Origin of the sequence: Vibrio anguillarum (assembly GCF_003390515.1) — a bacterium.
GTDB classification, from domain to species: domain Bacteria; phylum Pseudomonadota; class Gammaproteobacteria; order Enterobacterales; family Vibrionaceae; genus Vibrio; species Vibrio anguillarum.
Map to the genome: position 1 here is coordinate 261,452 of NZ_CP031478.1, position 13,619 is coordinate 275,070.

Below are 13,619 nucleotides of genomic sequence, written 5' to 3' on the forward strand. Positions count from 1 at the left end.
TGATTCTAGAGCTTAAAGCTACCCACCATTTTATCTAAACGGCCAGACAGATCACGCAGCTCTTGGCTCGCTTCTGCCAACTCTTCTGCGGTGCTGGTGGTCACTTCATTGATGGCGTTGATCTCTTCAATATTTTGATTGATTGTGTGCACCACCGTTGATTGCTCTTCAGTCGCCGTGGCAACCTGAGTGTTCCGATCGGAAATATCGTGGATCCTGTTTGAAATATTCACTAAAACGTTCACCGCTTCATCGGAAGCGTCAACCCCTTCCTGTGTAACAGCCTTACCAGAAGACATCGCCGAGACCGCATCTTTTACATCGTTTTGTAATTGATTGATCATCTTTTGAATTTCTTCCGTTGAAGAGGCCGTGCGGCTGGCCAAATTGCGTACTTCGTCTGCCACCACAGCAAAACCTCGACCTTGCTCTCCAGCTCTCGCCGCTTCAATTGCAGCGTTTAATGCCAGCAAGTTGGTTTGTTCAGAAATACCACGGATAACACCTAAAATAGAGCCAATATCTTGAGTGGTCGATGCTAGCTGCTCCACCACTTTACCCGTATTTTCGATATCCGCGGCTAAACGACTGATGGCATCTTTGGCTTTGCTTACCACTTCACGTCCTACTTCAGTGTTATCAGCCGCGTGATTTGCTGTTTCAGCTGCCGTCGCCGCGTTAGAAGCAATCTCACTGATAGTGGCCCCCATTTGATTGATCGCCGCCACCACTTGTATAGTTTGGTCACGCTGTTCTTGGCTATTGTCATGAGTTCGCGTCGATTTTTCCGACACCCGACCCGCCGCCGACTGCAATGCATGACTGGTAGAAGCAACTTCTTTCATCGATTGATGAATCTTCTCAATAAAACCGTTGAAGCCCGCTGATAATTGAGCGATTTCATCGCGGCCCAATACCTCAATCCGTTGCGATAAATCACCATCGCCTTTACCTAAATCGGTAAAGCGTTGTGCAATCTGTTTAATTGGGTTGGCAATACTATTCGCGAGAAAAAGACCCATCAAAATAAATAAACCCGCCACAGCTAAGGTTGTGAACAACATTTTTTGCGCAACGGCATTTAATTCTGCGAAGACTTCCGACACAGGTACTGAACCAATCACAAACCAGTCCATCGATTTCACGTAGACACTAGCGACAAAAACATCTTGGTTTTGATAGGTTGTCGAAATCAGGTTGAAGCGGCTTTTATTCAATAGTTGGTTTGCGTTTGAGCCGTACAATTGTGTTAATGAGGCTTTAGCTTTCTCTTTTTGGCGATGGATTTGCACTTCCCCTTTCGAGTTGGTCAAAAAGACAAAACCTGTGTCCTCGATTTTAAATCCATTGAGCAGGTTCACCATGTCATCCATTGATTTCGACAAACCAGACATCGTATCGCCACTGACATTTTGATAGTTGGCAAACATTTTTACTTCGCCACTTGCCTCTTGGAACATACTGACCATGGTCTTTTGTCCCGATTGCGTAAAACCAAAAAACCAGCCATCTTGCTGTTGATTAAGCTGACGCAGAAAACCATTTTGGTTCCAGTAATACGCCGTTTTTCGGTTAGCCACAGAAGCATCATTCAACGAATATTGATCGCGTACATTATTGAGCTGCTTAATCAGCATCGCCTCTGCGTCAGCATTAATATTGGTCGTCTGAACGGCTTGCTTGATGAATTCATTATTGGCTAGTTGCTCAGCAGAAAAGAGCAATTGCGATACTTCTCGATCTATCTGGCTACTGATTTGATCAAGTAACGAGGGAAGTTCGATATCAATTAATCGGTGCTCCAGTACCTCTCGTGCTTGACGCTGCGCCATTACACCAACGATAACCGTCGAAGCGAGTACCGCGAACGTAATTCCTAATACAACCTTTTGCTTAATACTCATCGAATTAAGTTTGAACATTATTTGCGCTCTTTATTATTGGCTTGTCATGAATAACTTTTTTGTATCGGCAACAAACCCTCTCTCTTGAGAAATTTATTGATAGAATCGATTTATCTTCACGTAGAATGTGATCATGGCCAACAATGGTTGTTCCTAAGCATAGTCGAGTATGGTGACCAAACATTATTTCGTTTCGCCAAATGGATAATAATTCGCCAATCAGTTGATGTATCACACTTTTCATGGAACTTTTCGAATCAATAAATTACTAATTCAGCAAAACAGCAGGAGACCCATTCAATGCCATCGCACGCGTTTCAATCGCTACAACACTATTTAAATCAGCAAGTCATAGGCCAGACAGGTTTGGTTAAACAGTTATTAGTTGCACTTCTTGCTGATGGGCACATTTTGGTCGAGGGGCCTCCTGGCCTTGCAAAAACCCGTGCCGTGAAATCACTCGCCGATTGCATAGAAGGTGATTTTCATCGAATCCAATTTACGCCTGATCTGCTCCCCGCCGATTTAACCGGTACCGATATCTTCCGCCCTGAAACAGGTGAGTTCACCTTTCAAGCGGGCCCGATTTTTAACTCATTAGTATTGGCTGATGAAATCAACCGCGCTCCAGCCAAAGTACAAGCTGCGATGCTCGAGGCGATGGCTGAAAAACAGATCACGGCAGGTCGAAAAACCTACCCGTTACCTGAACTTTTTTTAGTGATGGCTACCCAAAACCCGATCGAGCAAGAGGGTACTTATCCTCTACCCGAAGCGCAGTTGGATCGTTTTTTATTGCATTTAAATGTTGATTAAATGAACTCGCCATTTTACGTTTGAACCGCGGGGAAGCGCAGGGAATTGAGAAAGTCTCTCCGCCAACATTAAGCCAAAGCGATATTTTCAGTGCTCGACAAGCGGTGCTGAACATTCACATGGCCGAACCTATTGAGCAATATATTATTCGCCTGATCATGGCAACACGTAAACCCGCAGACTACGATGCCACGTTGGCACAATGGCTAGAGATGGGCGTCAGCCCGCGAGCAACCATCGCGCTTGATCGATGCGCTCGCGCTCATGCATGGCTCAGTGGGCGTGATTTTGTCAGCCCTGAAGATGTTCAAGCGATGGTATTTCCGGTTTTGCGCCACCGGCTATTATTGAGCTACCAAGCACAGGCTGAGGGCGTGCATCCCAACCAAGTTATCACTCACTTACTTTCACTGGTTGGTAGTGCTTAGCACTAAGACTAAGGTTTACTATGCAAGAGTCACTTCCACCGTTTAGTACGGGTGTCACACTTTCATTGGCTGAACTGTTGCCTTACAAGCAGCACGCTATTCGCTGGCTGCCACCGGCTAAAAGTTTATGGGCGCAAGTATTGGGGCAGCATCAGAGCAAGCAACTCGGCCGAGGAATGGACTTTGCTGAGGTCAGGCAATACCAAGCAGGAGATGATATTCGGACCATCGACTGGCGCGTTACTGCGCGTACGGGAAAACCTCATACCAAACTGTTCAGTGAAGAACGAGAAAAACCCGTCATTCTTTACGTTGATCTGAGCCGCTCTATGCAGTTTGGATCGCAGTTAATGCTCAAATCAGTGCAAGCGGCGCACATGGCAAGCTTGCTCAGTTGGTTAAGCATTGCCAATAAGGACCGAGTGGGCGCGGTGATTGATACTGGTTCGACACTGGTTGAGTTAAAACCGACTAGCCGCCAAAAAGGGCCATTACAGCTGTTGCAACAGTTGGTGACACTACAAAACCAACAGCTGCTGGAGCTTGATAAAACGAAATCACACAGCATGCAGCGCGGCCTAACTGCGTTGAATCGTTTGTGCCCTAAAGGCAGTGAAGTGATTTTGATCAGTGACTTCGTCCATTTCAATGCCACATTACAACCAATACTCAACCAATTGCAGAGACATAATCGTGTAAAAATTGTGCACATTTACGATCCATTAGAGCAAGGAGAGACCCAATTTCGCGGTGTAGAACGCGTAACCGATGACCAACAGACGAGCTGGCTCAACTTTTCGAAAAATAGTACGCGCTTAGGGTTAAAAAAAGCCTTTGAATCTCAAAAAGAAAAACTAAAATCATTGAGTCAAACTATGGCAATTTCTTATACCTCACTCTCTAGTGAGAAACCTTTGTTGCAACAACTATCCGGATATAAAGAATGAAGGAATCATCAATAGCTACACTTTTAGATTTAAGCGCGATGCAACTGCCTGAGCTACCCTCTTGGTTTCCCTTGGCTTGGGGATGGTGGGCAAGCGCGGCGGGCATACTGCTCTGTCTGCTGATTCTGGTGTTAGCCATTCGTTGGCGTCGTAAACGCTTAGCCCCGAAAAAAACGGCGCTGCGTTTACTCAACCCCCAATTTGGGCATTTAACTCCTTCTTCAGCGATTGAGCTACTTCGTCAAGCCGCACTTTGTTACTACCCTCGAATGGAAATCGCACATCTTACCGGCAAAGAGTGGTACACCTTTTTAGATTCACAAATTTCTTACCCTCTTTTTGTTCCCAATGAAACATTGTGGCAGCAAGCGTTATACCAAAAGCAGAAAACAGAAAACAGTCAAGAACTGATTAATCACTGCTATCAATGGGTTAATGATGCTTTGCCGCCTAAAAAACGGAGATAGCTAGGCTTTGGCAAATATAGAGTTATTGTGGTGGTGGATGCTATGTCTGCTGCCACTCCCGCTGGTCGTTTATCGATTCTTACCACCAGCAAAAGAAAGGGCAGCGATTCACCTGCCCTACCTTCCTAAAGATAATCAGCGTCAAGCACCAAACCAGATCATCGCTAAAATCATTGCGAGCGTTATTTGGTGCTTAGTATTGATCGCCGCAGCCCGCCCAGTGTGGTTTGGCGACCCGGTTATTGCTCAGCCCAAACACCGAGATCTGATGCTGGTGGTTGACCTCTCTTACTCCATGAGCCAAGAAGATATGCTGCTTGGCGATCAGTACATTGATCGTTTGAGCGCCGTTAAAAATGTGCTCTCTGATTTTATTGACAAGCGCGAAGGTGATCGCCTTGGGTTAGTCTTATTTGCCGATCACGCCTATCTACAGACGCCGTTGACTCTGGATAAAAACACCATTCGCCAGCAGCTTAATCAAGCCGTCCTTAAGCTGATCGGCACCCAAACCGCCATTGGTGAAGGGATTGGGCTTGCGACCAAAACGTTTATCGATAGTGATGCCCCACAGCGGGTGATGATTTTACTCAGTGATGGCAGCAATACCGCTGGCGTGCTCGACCCAATCGAAGCTGCGAAAATTGCCCAAAAATACAATGCCACCATTTACACAGTCGGTGTTGGCGCTGGCGAAATGATGGTCAAAGAGTTTTTTATGACTCGAAAAATAAATACCGCGGAAGATTTAGATGAGAAGACGTTAACACAAATAGCGACCATGACTGGTGGCCAATATTTTCGCGCACGAAATAGCCAAGATCTCGCCAAAATATACGACACCATTAATCAATTAGAACCCATAAGCCAAGCAAGCCAAACTTGGCGTCCACAAAGCGAATGGTTTGGTTATCCGTTGGCGATAGCGCTCGCGCTTTCTGTACTCTTAGCGCTACTAAGGAGAAATCATGTCTGAGTTTGTTTTTCTTACACCTTGGTGGTTAGCCGCACTATTCCCCTTAGCACTGCTGCTGGGCTGGTTCACTCTGCGTGCCAAACGACACTCTTTGATAGCACCTCATCTGGCTAAGGCGATGGGTTTGAGCGATAAAAAGCATAACGCGGCCATTGTGATCATCAGCATCAGTTGGCTGCTCGCAGTACTGGCGCTAGCTGGTCCGAGTTTTGAATCTCAAACACGCCCCAGTTACAGCAATAGTAACGCGCGCGTATTAGTGATGGACATGTCACTATCGATGTACGCTACTGATATAAAACCCAACCGCTTAACGCAAGCGCGTTATAAAGCGCTCGACTTACTCATGCAATGGCAAGAAGGTAGTACAGGGCTTGTCGCCTATGCTGGTGATGCCTATACCGTTAGCCCATTAACCACCGACACCGCAACCCTAAGCAACTTAGTGCCCAATCTATCGCCCGATATTATGCCCTACCCCGGCGCAGATGCGGATCGCGCGGTTCAATTAGCCATCGACATGATGAAAAATGCCGGCCTTGCACAAGGTGACATTGTGTTATTGACCGATGACATCGACTCACAAGAGCAAGCTCAGATTGAAACACAGCTTACCAATACGCGTTGGAAATTAGTGATCTTAGGCATTGGTACACAAGCGGGCGCGCCTATTACGCTCAGCGATGGCAGCTTACTGAAAAATGCACAAGGGCAGACCGTGGTGGCCAAGACCAACTTTGCCAATATGCAGTCGCTCGCGCAGAATATAAATGGATTATTTACGCCAATCAGCTTAGACAATAGCGATGTCGCAATGATCGCTAAGCTAGACCAAAACGAACAACCACACAGTACAACCAAGAGTCAACAAATGGTGAAAGAGCGCGTTAACAATGGCTATTGGTTAGTGCTGATCCTCATTATCCCGTGTTTGCTTTTGTTTCGCCGTAGCGTCATTTTTTCTTTGTTACTGCTCTTCATCCCTACACTGCACAGCAATAGTGTACAGGCTTCACCTTGGCTAAATAGCAATCAACAAGCCAAAAAAGCGTTTGATGCAAAGGAGTATCAAGCGGCCAGTGAACAATTTACAGACTTAGAGTGGAAAGGCATCGCTCAATATCAGGCTGGAGAATATCAGGCAGCGGTGGAGACCCTCTCTCAACTGCCACAAGACAATGTGCGAGTGCAATACAACTTGGCCAACGCCTACGCGCAAAATGGAGAATTGGAAAAGGCCCAAACCTTGTATGAAGAGGTGTTAAAGCGCGACCCAAACCATAAAGATGCTCAGCATAATTTGGAAATCATAAAAAAAGCACAGCAACAGCAACAGCAACAGCAACAGCAACAGCAACAGCAACAGCAACAGCAACAGCAACAGCAACAGCAACAGCAACAGCAACAGTCTGGTGAGCCTTCCGATCCAAATCAAGATAAAAATCGGTCGGAAAATAAAAATAATGAACAGAATAAAAACGATGCACAACAACAAGATGGCGAAAAAACCGGAGATAAACCTGACGACCAAAGCGATGGCTCACCGCAGAACGACGGCTCTCAGTCTTCGCCTCAATCGGCACAAAGTAAAGATGAGCAAAGTGAGCGATCCAAGACCAACACGGCGGATGAATCGCCTGCCTCTCAACAGCCGACTGAAGCGACTCAAACAAATGGATCAATGAACAACGAAGATGAGGTCAGTGACAAAGAAGCCTCTGAGCAGCAAACACAGAAGCAATCGCAACAGCAAAGCGATAGCCAAACTGTTGACCCGCAACTTCGCAAGCTAGAACAAGTCGAAAGTGCACGAGATCCTAGTGGCTTACTCAAAGCACAATTGTTGCTACAAGCAAGACAACGGCAAGAAGACCAAGCACAACCTCCACAAAACAACAGCAAGAAGTGGTAAGTATGAAATCGATCAAGCATTCATTTTGGGCTGCGATTATCAGCCTAGTTTCTGTTGCTCTATTGAGCTCGGCCGCTAACGCGGCTGCACTTTACGCCAGCGTCAGTAAAAATAAGGTCGCGAAAAATGAAGTATTCCAATTACGAATTGTTGCCGATGAAAAAGTATCGACCGATGCGATCGACTTTAAGGTGTTAGAAGGCGATTTTTTTCTCGGCCGCCCAAGTTTTGGTACTTCGGTGAACATCATCAATGGCGATCGCAGCACGCGCAGTGAATGGAATGTATCGTTGGCAGCCAACAAACTCGGCATACTGACCATTCCTAGTTTTAGCGTCAATGGGGCAACTACTCAACCGATCGCGATTCAAGTTATCGCTGATGGTGAAGCGCCCAAGCAATCTGACCTTGTTGAAATACAAGCCGATCTAGAACGTAGCAAACTCTACCCGAGTGAAAGCACTTTTCTCAATGCTCGCCTAATCATCAAAGCTGACCCAAGAAGGCTGCAAAATCCACAAATTACGCCACCCGCTGTACAAGGATTAGAACTGACGACCGAGGGAGAAGCTAACCAATACCAAAGCTTATTGGATGGGGTTGAAGTCACCGTTGTAGACCAAAAATTTAGAGTCACAGCCCAAGAGGCAGGAACTTTCACGTTATCCGGCCCTGCGTTTAAAGCTGGCCTCATCTATGGTAACAACCAAACGGGCAGCACCCGCTTGCTGCAAGTCGATATTCCGGCCAAAACCTTTTCGCTCACCGTACTGCCGAAACCGGGTAGCTATCAAGGCACTTGGCTACCTACGCAAAAACTAACACTCAACCAAACGTGGCGAGATGCCACAGGGCAGATCATCACCGCCGAGAGCTTTAAAACCAAAGTAGGTGAATCGTTGACTCGTGAATGGATTCTGACAGTGAAAGGCCTTACGCAGACGCAGTTGCCTAACCTCTCAGTGCAATATCCAGACTCAATTCGGCTCTATGCTGAAAAGCCTCAGTTTAAAAGCTTAGATAATGGCGATGTGCAAATGACGCTAAAACAAGTACTCATCCCAAAAACCGTCGGTAAGGTTGAGCTGGCGGATCTCACCGTCAGTTGGTGGGACACCAAAAACGAATCTCAGCAAAGCGCGCAAGCCAAAGGACTAACGCTAGAGGTTTCGCCAGGTGAATTACTCAACCCATCCACCTCTGTGCTGACACCACCAACAGTACAAACCGTCACCGTTAAAGATGCAGGATACTGGCCCTACTTTACCGCATTTTTTGCACTGTTATGGATGGCGACTATGGTAGTCGCTTGGTCATTTCGTAACGCACCACAGACAGCAACACAGGAAACCAACGCTCATAATCAACCGCTTGAAGGCCACCCATATCAACAGTTAAAAGAAGCTGTACAAAGCCAAGATGGTGCCAAAATTAGCTATTACTTCACCCTCTGGCGCGATTCAGTCGTATTAAGTGATGAAGAGAAAACCGCACTAGATGCACAAGTCAACCAGCAACTTAAAACTTTGTACGCACCTCAGAAAAGTGATTGGGATGGCTCAGCGTTAATCTCTATGATTGATGCCATTCAAAAAAAGCAAACTAAGCGCCAGCATAAAAAGTTAGAATCTCTGGCAAAACTCTAACCGAAAATGGCTGTCGAAATCACAATCTCAAATCTAAGGTATGCTGTTATATTCAAACGACTAACCGCTGTGACTTCAAGTCATTTTGGGACTGTTGCCAACAAAAGGAAAACAAGGCATGCAAATAAAAAGTAGCGCTTCATTGATCATCGGTTTGAGTTTAATACTCGGGCTCGCAACCCTCGGTTACTTTGTGCAGCAAACGGCTGTGAAATATAAAGAGTATGAGCGCGTGGTGACCGTTAAAGGATTATCAGAGCGAGAATATCCCGCCGACACCGTTGTTTGGCCGATCCAATTTAGTGTGGCCGACAATGATTTACCCACTATGTTCAACACGATTGAAAAGCAGAGCCAACTGGTGACCGCATTTTTAGCTCAACAAGGCATTGATGAAAAAAGTGTCTCGCTATCATCGCCAGCGGTGATCGACAAAAAAGCACAGCAGTATGGTGGAGAAAATTTAGTCGAGTTTCGTTATTTAGCGAATCAAACCATTACGGTGTACAGCAATCAAGTTGGCCTAGTGCGCGAGGCCATTAATAAGCTCGGCAATTTAGGAAAACAAGGCATCGTTTTTAATCAAGATCCTTACAACAACCGCGTTGATTATTCATTCTCTGGACTGAATGAAATCAAACCCGACATGATTGAAGAAGCGACCAAACAAGCAAGAGAAGTCGCAGAGAAATTTGCCAAAGATTCGCAGAGCTCACTTGGCAAGATTAAACGCGCTTCACAGGGACAATTTAGTATTGTGGATCGTGATAACAATACTCCTTACATCAAAAAAGTACGCGTCGTTTCAACAGTTGAATATTACCTCTCAGACTGAATAATCTGCTGTTCTCATTATTTTTGTCATGGCTCGTCGCGCCAACACTATGAATTTGGCGCGGCGACTTTATCACTTCGAGTATGGTGTTTTTGCTCAGAGTAACCAACGACTTGGTTTCTGCCATTATCTTTTGCTTGGTAAAGTGCCTTATCTGCTTTGCTGTACATCTCCTCAAACTTAAGTTCACTGGGAAGGTACTGGGCAATAGTGTAACCAATCGAGACACTTAAGCAGTCACCATCAGGGTTCTCACTATGTTCAATCTGCTCTCGTTCAATACTAAAGCGTATGCTTTCAGCCAACGCTTTCACTTCTGCTGCATCACGGTTGGCCACCAACAATATAAATTCTTCACCACCAATTCGGCAAAAGAGTTCATTCTCTGCCTGAGCATGTTGGTTGAGAATATGGCCAATACGAATCAAAGCAATATCCCCTTCTAAGTGACCGTAGTAATTATTAAATAAACCAAAGTGATCAATATCAAGCAGAATTAAACCATAGCTTACGGTCTCCGTTTGTACTCTCGAACCGATGCGTTCCAATAAATGAGCTAACATCCGACGATTTCCAAGGCGAGTTAATGGATCCATTTTGGCCATTAAGTCCAGTTTGTCGTTCACTTTTTGTAACTCATAGGTACGGTTACGCACCTCAATTTCTAAATTCTCATTCAGTTCACTGATCGCCTGCTGAGCACTGGTGCGCATCAATACTTCGGTTAAATTCGAGGCGAACATGCGGATCACTTCTCGCAGTTGTGAAGTCAGTGGTGAGCGGCGGATCAAATTGTCCGCAGCAATAAAAGCAATAGGTTCGCCATTGTTGGTAAGCATGGTCATGGCTGTCCAGCCAAAACCAACAATGTTGCTGTCATGATAAATAGGGACTGACTCTTCAAACACCACCTCATTGGGGTTGGCTTTGGCCATATCAACAATCATATTATTGGTGGTCCCAGAACGAAAATAGGATTCATCCACAATGTTGCCTTGGATATCGGTTCCCCACGTTCCTTGAATGTACGAGCAGTGTTTATCGGTCAAAAATACTGCCATCCGATCAATACCCATGCGGTTAATCGCAAAACTGACCGCCGATTTGCACACGTCACTCACCGTCATACAACGTGACAGTTCAACCATGCTCGCATGCAACATGCGAACATTTTGCTCCTGACGCTTGCGAATATAAATTTGCGCAAGCAATGAACCAAAAGATTCCAACATCTGCTTTTGGTATTCAGTAATGGGCTGTCGATTAATGTAGTTATCAATCGCGATCCAACCAATGGTTTCATTACCATCACGTAGGATTAACATCCCATTCCACCCTTGTCCTACCACATTTCCTGCCGTGTATAGAGGGGCATCGTCGATCAGCACCAAACTTTTAGTATCATCAGAAAGACCGCTTAAATAACTTTCTTCTAGCTGGTGCAAATCGTATTGGGTATGGTGTTCGCTCACCGTTTTTCCGCTTTCATCCGTACCATAAGTTCCGCTAAAACAACGTTTTTTCATATCAAGAACTAAAAAAGCGGCTCGATCAAACCCTAAGCGTGTTTTCGTTACATCAACGGCCGCTCTGTGCAGCGCATCTAAATTGTCTGGGTTAGCCAGTTCAATCGCTAATTGATGAACCAGCTTCATGTTATCAATGAACATTTCGCGCTGTTTAATTTCATCCAAATACTTTGCTTCGCGGATATCTCTATTTTTAAACTCCTTTGCCGCTTCAGATTCCGCGCGAAGACATTGCCAACGAGCCGCAATCAGTTGCAAACAATCGAGCTCTCCGGATTCTGTTTTCGCATGAATGTTGACGTTATCAATTGCCTCAAGCAGCAAATAGGTTCTTAAATCAGGGTGGTTATCTAACATAAAAAGATAAGACTCACCGCCCATCACACTACGGTAGTCCCAATTGCAGGTGTTGATCGCTAGTGGAATTAGACCATCAGAGGTGTCAAATTGTGCGGCCCAATTCCAAAAGGTATTTGGATAATTTTGCAGAGCAGTCGGTAAGTTGTACTCAAATAATGGCTCATGGCGCTTGTTTAATGTCGGTGCATGAAAGATCCGCATTGATTTGGGAGAAATGAAACTTTGAAGAAAATCAAACGTTGCTTCCGCGAGCATACGATGGTTGCGAGCAGAAGAAATCTGTTTGAGTAAAGTACGAGAGAACATATGAGCGGCCTGACATTTTAATAATTTTCATTGCAAAATTAGACAAAAGATCATGTGCAATCAAACTCTTAAAAAGGTCGCTGTTAAGTCGGCCGCAAATTTGCACTCTATGTTTTTACATCCTAGAGTTAACCTACATTTTTGAGATTCTGTTTCCATTTATTACATGGTTAGCCCTATTATTTTTAGCATTGTCTTATTTGCAAGACAATATTGACAACTAGCCACGTTCATTCTTCCGCTGCATAATGTCTCTCTATTTGCCACCTTATCAGTACTGACACTCTCTTATGACCCGATACTTTAGGCTACTTTTGTTTCTATGTTTTTCACTCAACAGCGCAGCGGCTGAGATTGATCTGGTCAAAGTGGATAAATCTAAGCGTCGCATGTACTTGATCTCGGGCCAGCAGATCATTCAAGAGTATCGAATTGCCTTGGGTAAAGAACCCAAAGGACATAAACAGCAAGAAGGCGATCAACGTACCCCAGAAGGTCGATACTATCTTGAAGCTATAAGTAATGATTCTGGCTATTATCGTTCGATTCATATCAGTTACCCGAATCATCAAGATAAAGTGCATGCACAGCGCTTAAACATCAATCCCGGTGGTGATATAAAAATCCATGGCCTAAAAAATGGCGACAAGCAACGACCAGAATATGTACAAAGTTTTGATTGGACTAATGGGTGTATTGCACTGACTAACTCAGAAATGGATGAATTTTTGAGCCTAGTCAAAGAAGGCACGCCGATTGAGATTGAGTGGTAAAAGTGACACTTACGCTAAGGTGTGAGGGCGTGCATTAAAATAAATCACACAAACTTTGATTAGCGCAGATTTTTGGTTTTTAATATCGAAAAAGTATTTTTAATCAATGGTTGGAATTAACATGTCGTCAGATTTTTATGGTTCAAGTGCCAATTATGCTCGTAAAGAGAGCGGTTACCGAGAAAAAGCACTTAAACTTTACCCTTGGGTGTGTGGCAATTGCGCGCGTGAATTCGTTTATTCAAATTTACGAGAATTAACTGTGCACCACAAAGATCACGATCACACCAATAACCCTGAAGATGGCAGTAACTGGGAGCTTTTATGCCTCTATTGTCACGATCATGAGCACTCTAAATATTCAGACCACGACCGATTTGGCGCTGAGCCTGTTGCGAGATTAGACGATCATCAAAGCGCGACCTATAACCCCTTTGCCGATCTCGCCAAACTGATGAAAAAATAACGCGGTTAGCCACTAGATCACATACGCTTTAGTGGCTTAACCACGCTATCCAATCCTTCAATTTTCAACGCTAAGCAAAGTTGCAGCAAACGCCCGAGCTCCCCTTCAGGGAAGCCCTTCTTATCAAACCACAGCAAATACTCTTCTGGTAAGTCGATAAGCGCTCGCCCTGCATACTTACCAAACGGCATTGGCATACGCGCAAGTTTAATCAGGTTCTCTTTTTCTAACATTTTGCGTCTCACAAACTGGCT

The 13,619-nt window shown here is 45.0% G+C and carries 11 protein-coding genes and 1 pseudogene; 9 read left to right on the forward strand and 3 right to left on the reverse strand.

Going from position 1 to position 13,619, the window contains the following annotated elements; all coding sequences use genetic code 11:
- Positions 1-5: 5 nt before the first annotated feature.
- Positions 6-1,922 carry a methyl-accepting chemotaxis protein gene (locus DD616_RS01085; protein ID WP_094144747.1) on the reverse strand — a complete coding sequence of 639 codons (1,917 nt, stop codon included), beginning with the start codon at positions 1,920-1,922 and terminating at the stop codon, positions 6-8.
- Positions 1,923-2,204: 282 nt separating this feature from the next.
- Between DD616_RS01085 and DD616_RS01090 the strand changes: the two are divergent.
- From DD616_RS01090 to DD616_RS01120, 7 genes and pseudogenes are all read left to right on the forward strand, one after another.
- A pseudogene (locus DD616_RS01090) lies at positions 2,205-3,148 on the forward strand (AAA family ATPase).
- Between the two features lie 20 nt (positions 3,149-3,168).
- Positions 3,169-4,095 (forward strand): DUF58 domain-containing protein, encoded by a 927-nt coding sequence (locus tag DD616_RS01095; protein WP_017048975.1) that lies wholly within the window; start codon positions 3,169-3,171, stop codon positions 4,093-4,095.
- A complete protein-coding gene (locus DD616_RS01100) occupies positions 4,092-4,562 on the forward strand; it encodes a DUF4381 domain-containing protein (protein WP_013867999.1) in 471 nt (156 codons plus the stop codon). Before DD616_RS01095 ends, DD616_RS01100 begins: the two co-directional genes overlap by 4 nt.
- 7 nt (positions 4,563-4,569) lie before the next feature.
- Positions 4,570-5,538 carry a vWA domain-containing protein gene (locus DD616_RS01105; protein ID WP_017048974.1) on the forward strand — a complete coding sequence of 323 codons (969 nt, stop codon included), beginning with the start codon at positions 4,570-4,572 and terminating at the stop codon, positions 5,536-5,538.
- Positions 5,531-7,450, forward strand: coding sequence for a vWA domain-containing protein (locus DD616_RS01110; protein WP_208871570.1), 1,920 nt, complete (start codon positions 5,531-5,533; stop codon positions 7,448-7,450). Before DD616_RS01105 ends, DD616_RS01110 begins: the two co-directional genes overlap by 8 nt.
- The gene (locus DD616_RS01115; RefSeq protein ID WP_208871571.1) at positions 7,444-9,096 is read left to right on the forward strand and encodes a BatD family protein; all 1,653 of its coding nucleotides are present in this window, start codon (positions 7,444-7,446) and stop codon (positions 9,094-9,096) included. The genes DD616_RS01110 and DD616_RS01115 overlap by 7 nt, the downstream gene beginning before the upstream one ends.
- A gap of 118 nt (positions 9,097-9,214) precedes the next feature.
- Positions 9,215-9,931: an SIMPL domain-containing protein gene (locus DD616_RS01120; RefSeq protein ID WP_208871572.1), complete on the forward strand. Its 717-nt coding sequence runs from the start codon at positions 9,215-9,217 to the stop codon at positions 9,929-9,931.
- 47 nt (positions 9,932-9,978) lie between these two features.
- On the opposite strand, the gene DD616_RS01125 is transcribed toward DD616_RS01120, so the two are convergent.
- Complete coding sequence (locus DD616_RS01125) at positions 9,979-12,126, reverse strand: GGDEF domain-containing protein (RefSeq protein ID WP_208871573.1); 2,148 nt, start codon at positions 12,124-12,126, stop codon at positions 9,979-9,981.
- 290 nt (positions 12,127-12,416) lie between these two features.
- On the opposite strand from DD616_RS01125, the gene DD616_RS01130 reads away from it, so the two are divergent.
- Both DD616_RS01130 and DD616_RS01135 read left to right on the forward strand, forming a co-directional pair.
- Positions 12,417-12,899: a L,D-transpeptidase family protein gene (locus DD616_RS01130; protein ID WP_013868005.1), complete on the forward strand. Its 483-nt coding sequence runs from the start codon at positions 12,417-12,419 to the stop codon at positions 12,897-12,899.
- A 121-nt stretch (positions 12,900-13,020) separates the two neighbouring features.
- A complete protein-coding gene (locus DD616_RS01135) occupies positions 13,021-13,365 on the forward strand; it encodes a YajD family HNH nuclease (protein WP_010318547.1) in 345 nt (114 codons plus the stop codon).
- A gap of 17 nt (positions 13,366-13,382) precedes the next feature.
- Here the strand turns inward: DD616_RS01135 and DD616_RS01140 are convergent, their stop codons facing one another.
- On the reverse strand, positions 13,383-13,598 hold the full coding sequence (locus DD616_RS01140; RefSeq protein WP_026028221.1) for a DUF3820 family protein: 216 nt from the start codon (positions 13,596-13,598) through the stop codon (positions 13,383-13,385).
- Positions 13,599-13,619 lie beyond the last annotated feature (21 nt).

What these genes read in the sequence shown, in the direction of transcription:
- DD616_RS01135 (WP_010318547.1), top strand. Translation starts at nt 13,021, where the DNA reads ATGTCGTCAGATTTTTATGGTTCAAGTGCCAATTATGCTCGTAAAGAG.
- DD616_RS01095 (WP_017048975.1), top strand. Translation starts at nt 3,169, where the DNA reads ATGCAAGAGTCACTTCCACCGTTTAGTACGGGTGTCACACTTTCATTG.
- DD616_RS01125 (WP_208871573.1), bottom strand. Translation starts at nt 12,126, where the DNA reads ATGTTCTCTCGTACTTTACTCAAACAGATTTCTTCTGCTCGCAACCAT.
- DD616_RS01110 (WP_208871570.1), top strand. Translation starts at nt 5,531, where the DNA reads ATGTCTGAGTTTGTTTTTCTTACACCTTGGTGGTTAGCCGCACTATTC.
- DD616_RS01120 (WP_208871572.1), top strand. Translation starts at nt 9,215, where the DNA reads ATGCAAATAAAAAGTAGCGCTTCATTGATCATCGGTTTGAGTTTAATA.
- DD616_RS01100 (WP_013867999.1), top strand. Translation starts at nt 4,092, where the DNA reads ATGAAGGAATCATCAATAGCTACACTTTTAGATTTAAGCGCGATGCAA.
- DD616_RS01085 (WP_094144747.1), bottom strand. Translation starts at nt 1,922, where the DNA reads ATGTTCAAACTTAATTCGATGAGTATTAAGCAAAAGGTTGTATTAGGA.
- DD616_RS01130 (WP_013868005.1), top strand. Translation starts at nt 12,417, where the DNA reads ATGACCCGATACTTTAGGCTACTTTTGTTTCTATGTTTTTCACTCAAC.
- DD616_RS01140 (WP_026028221.1), bottom strand. Translation starts at nt 13,598, where the DNA reads ATGTTAGAAAAAGAGAACCTGATTAAACTTGCGCGTATGCCAATGCCG.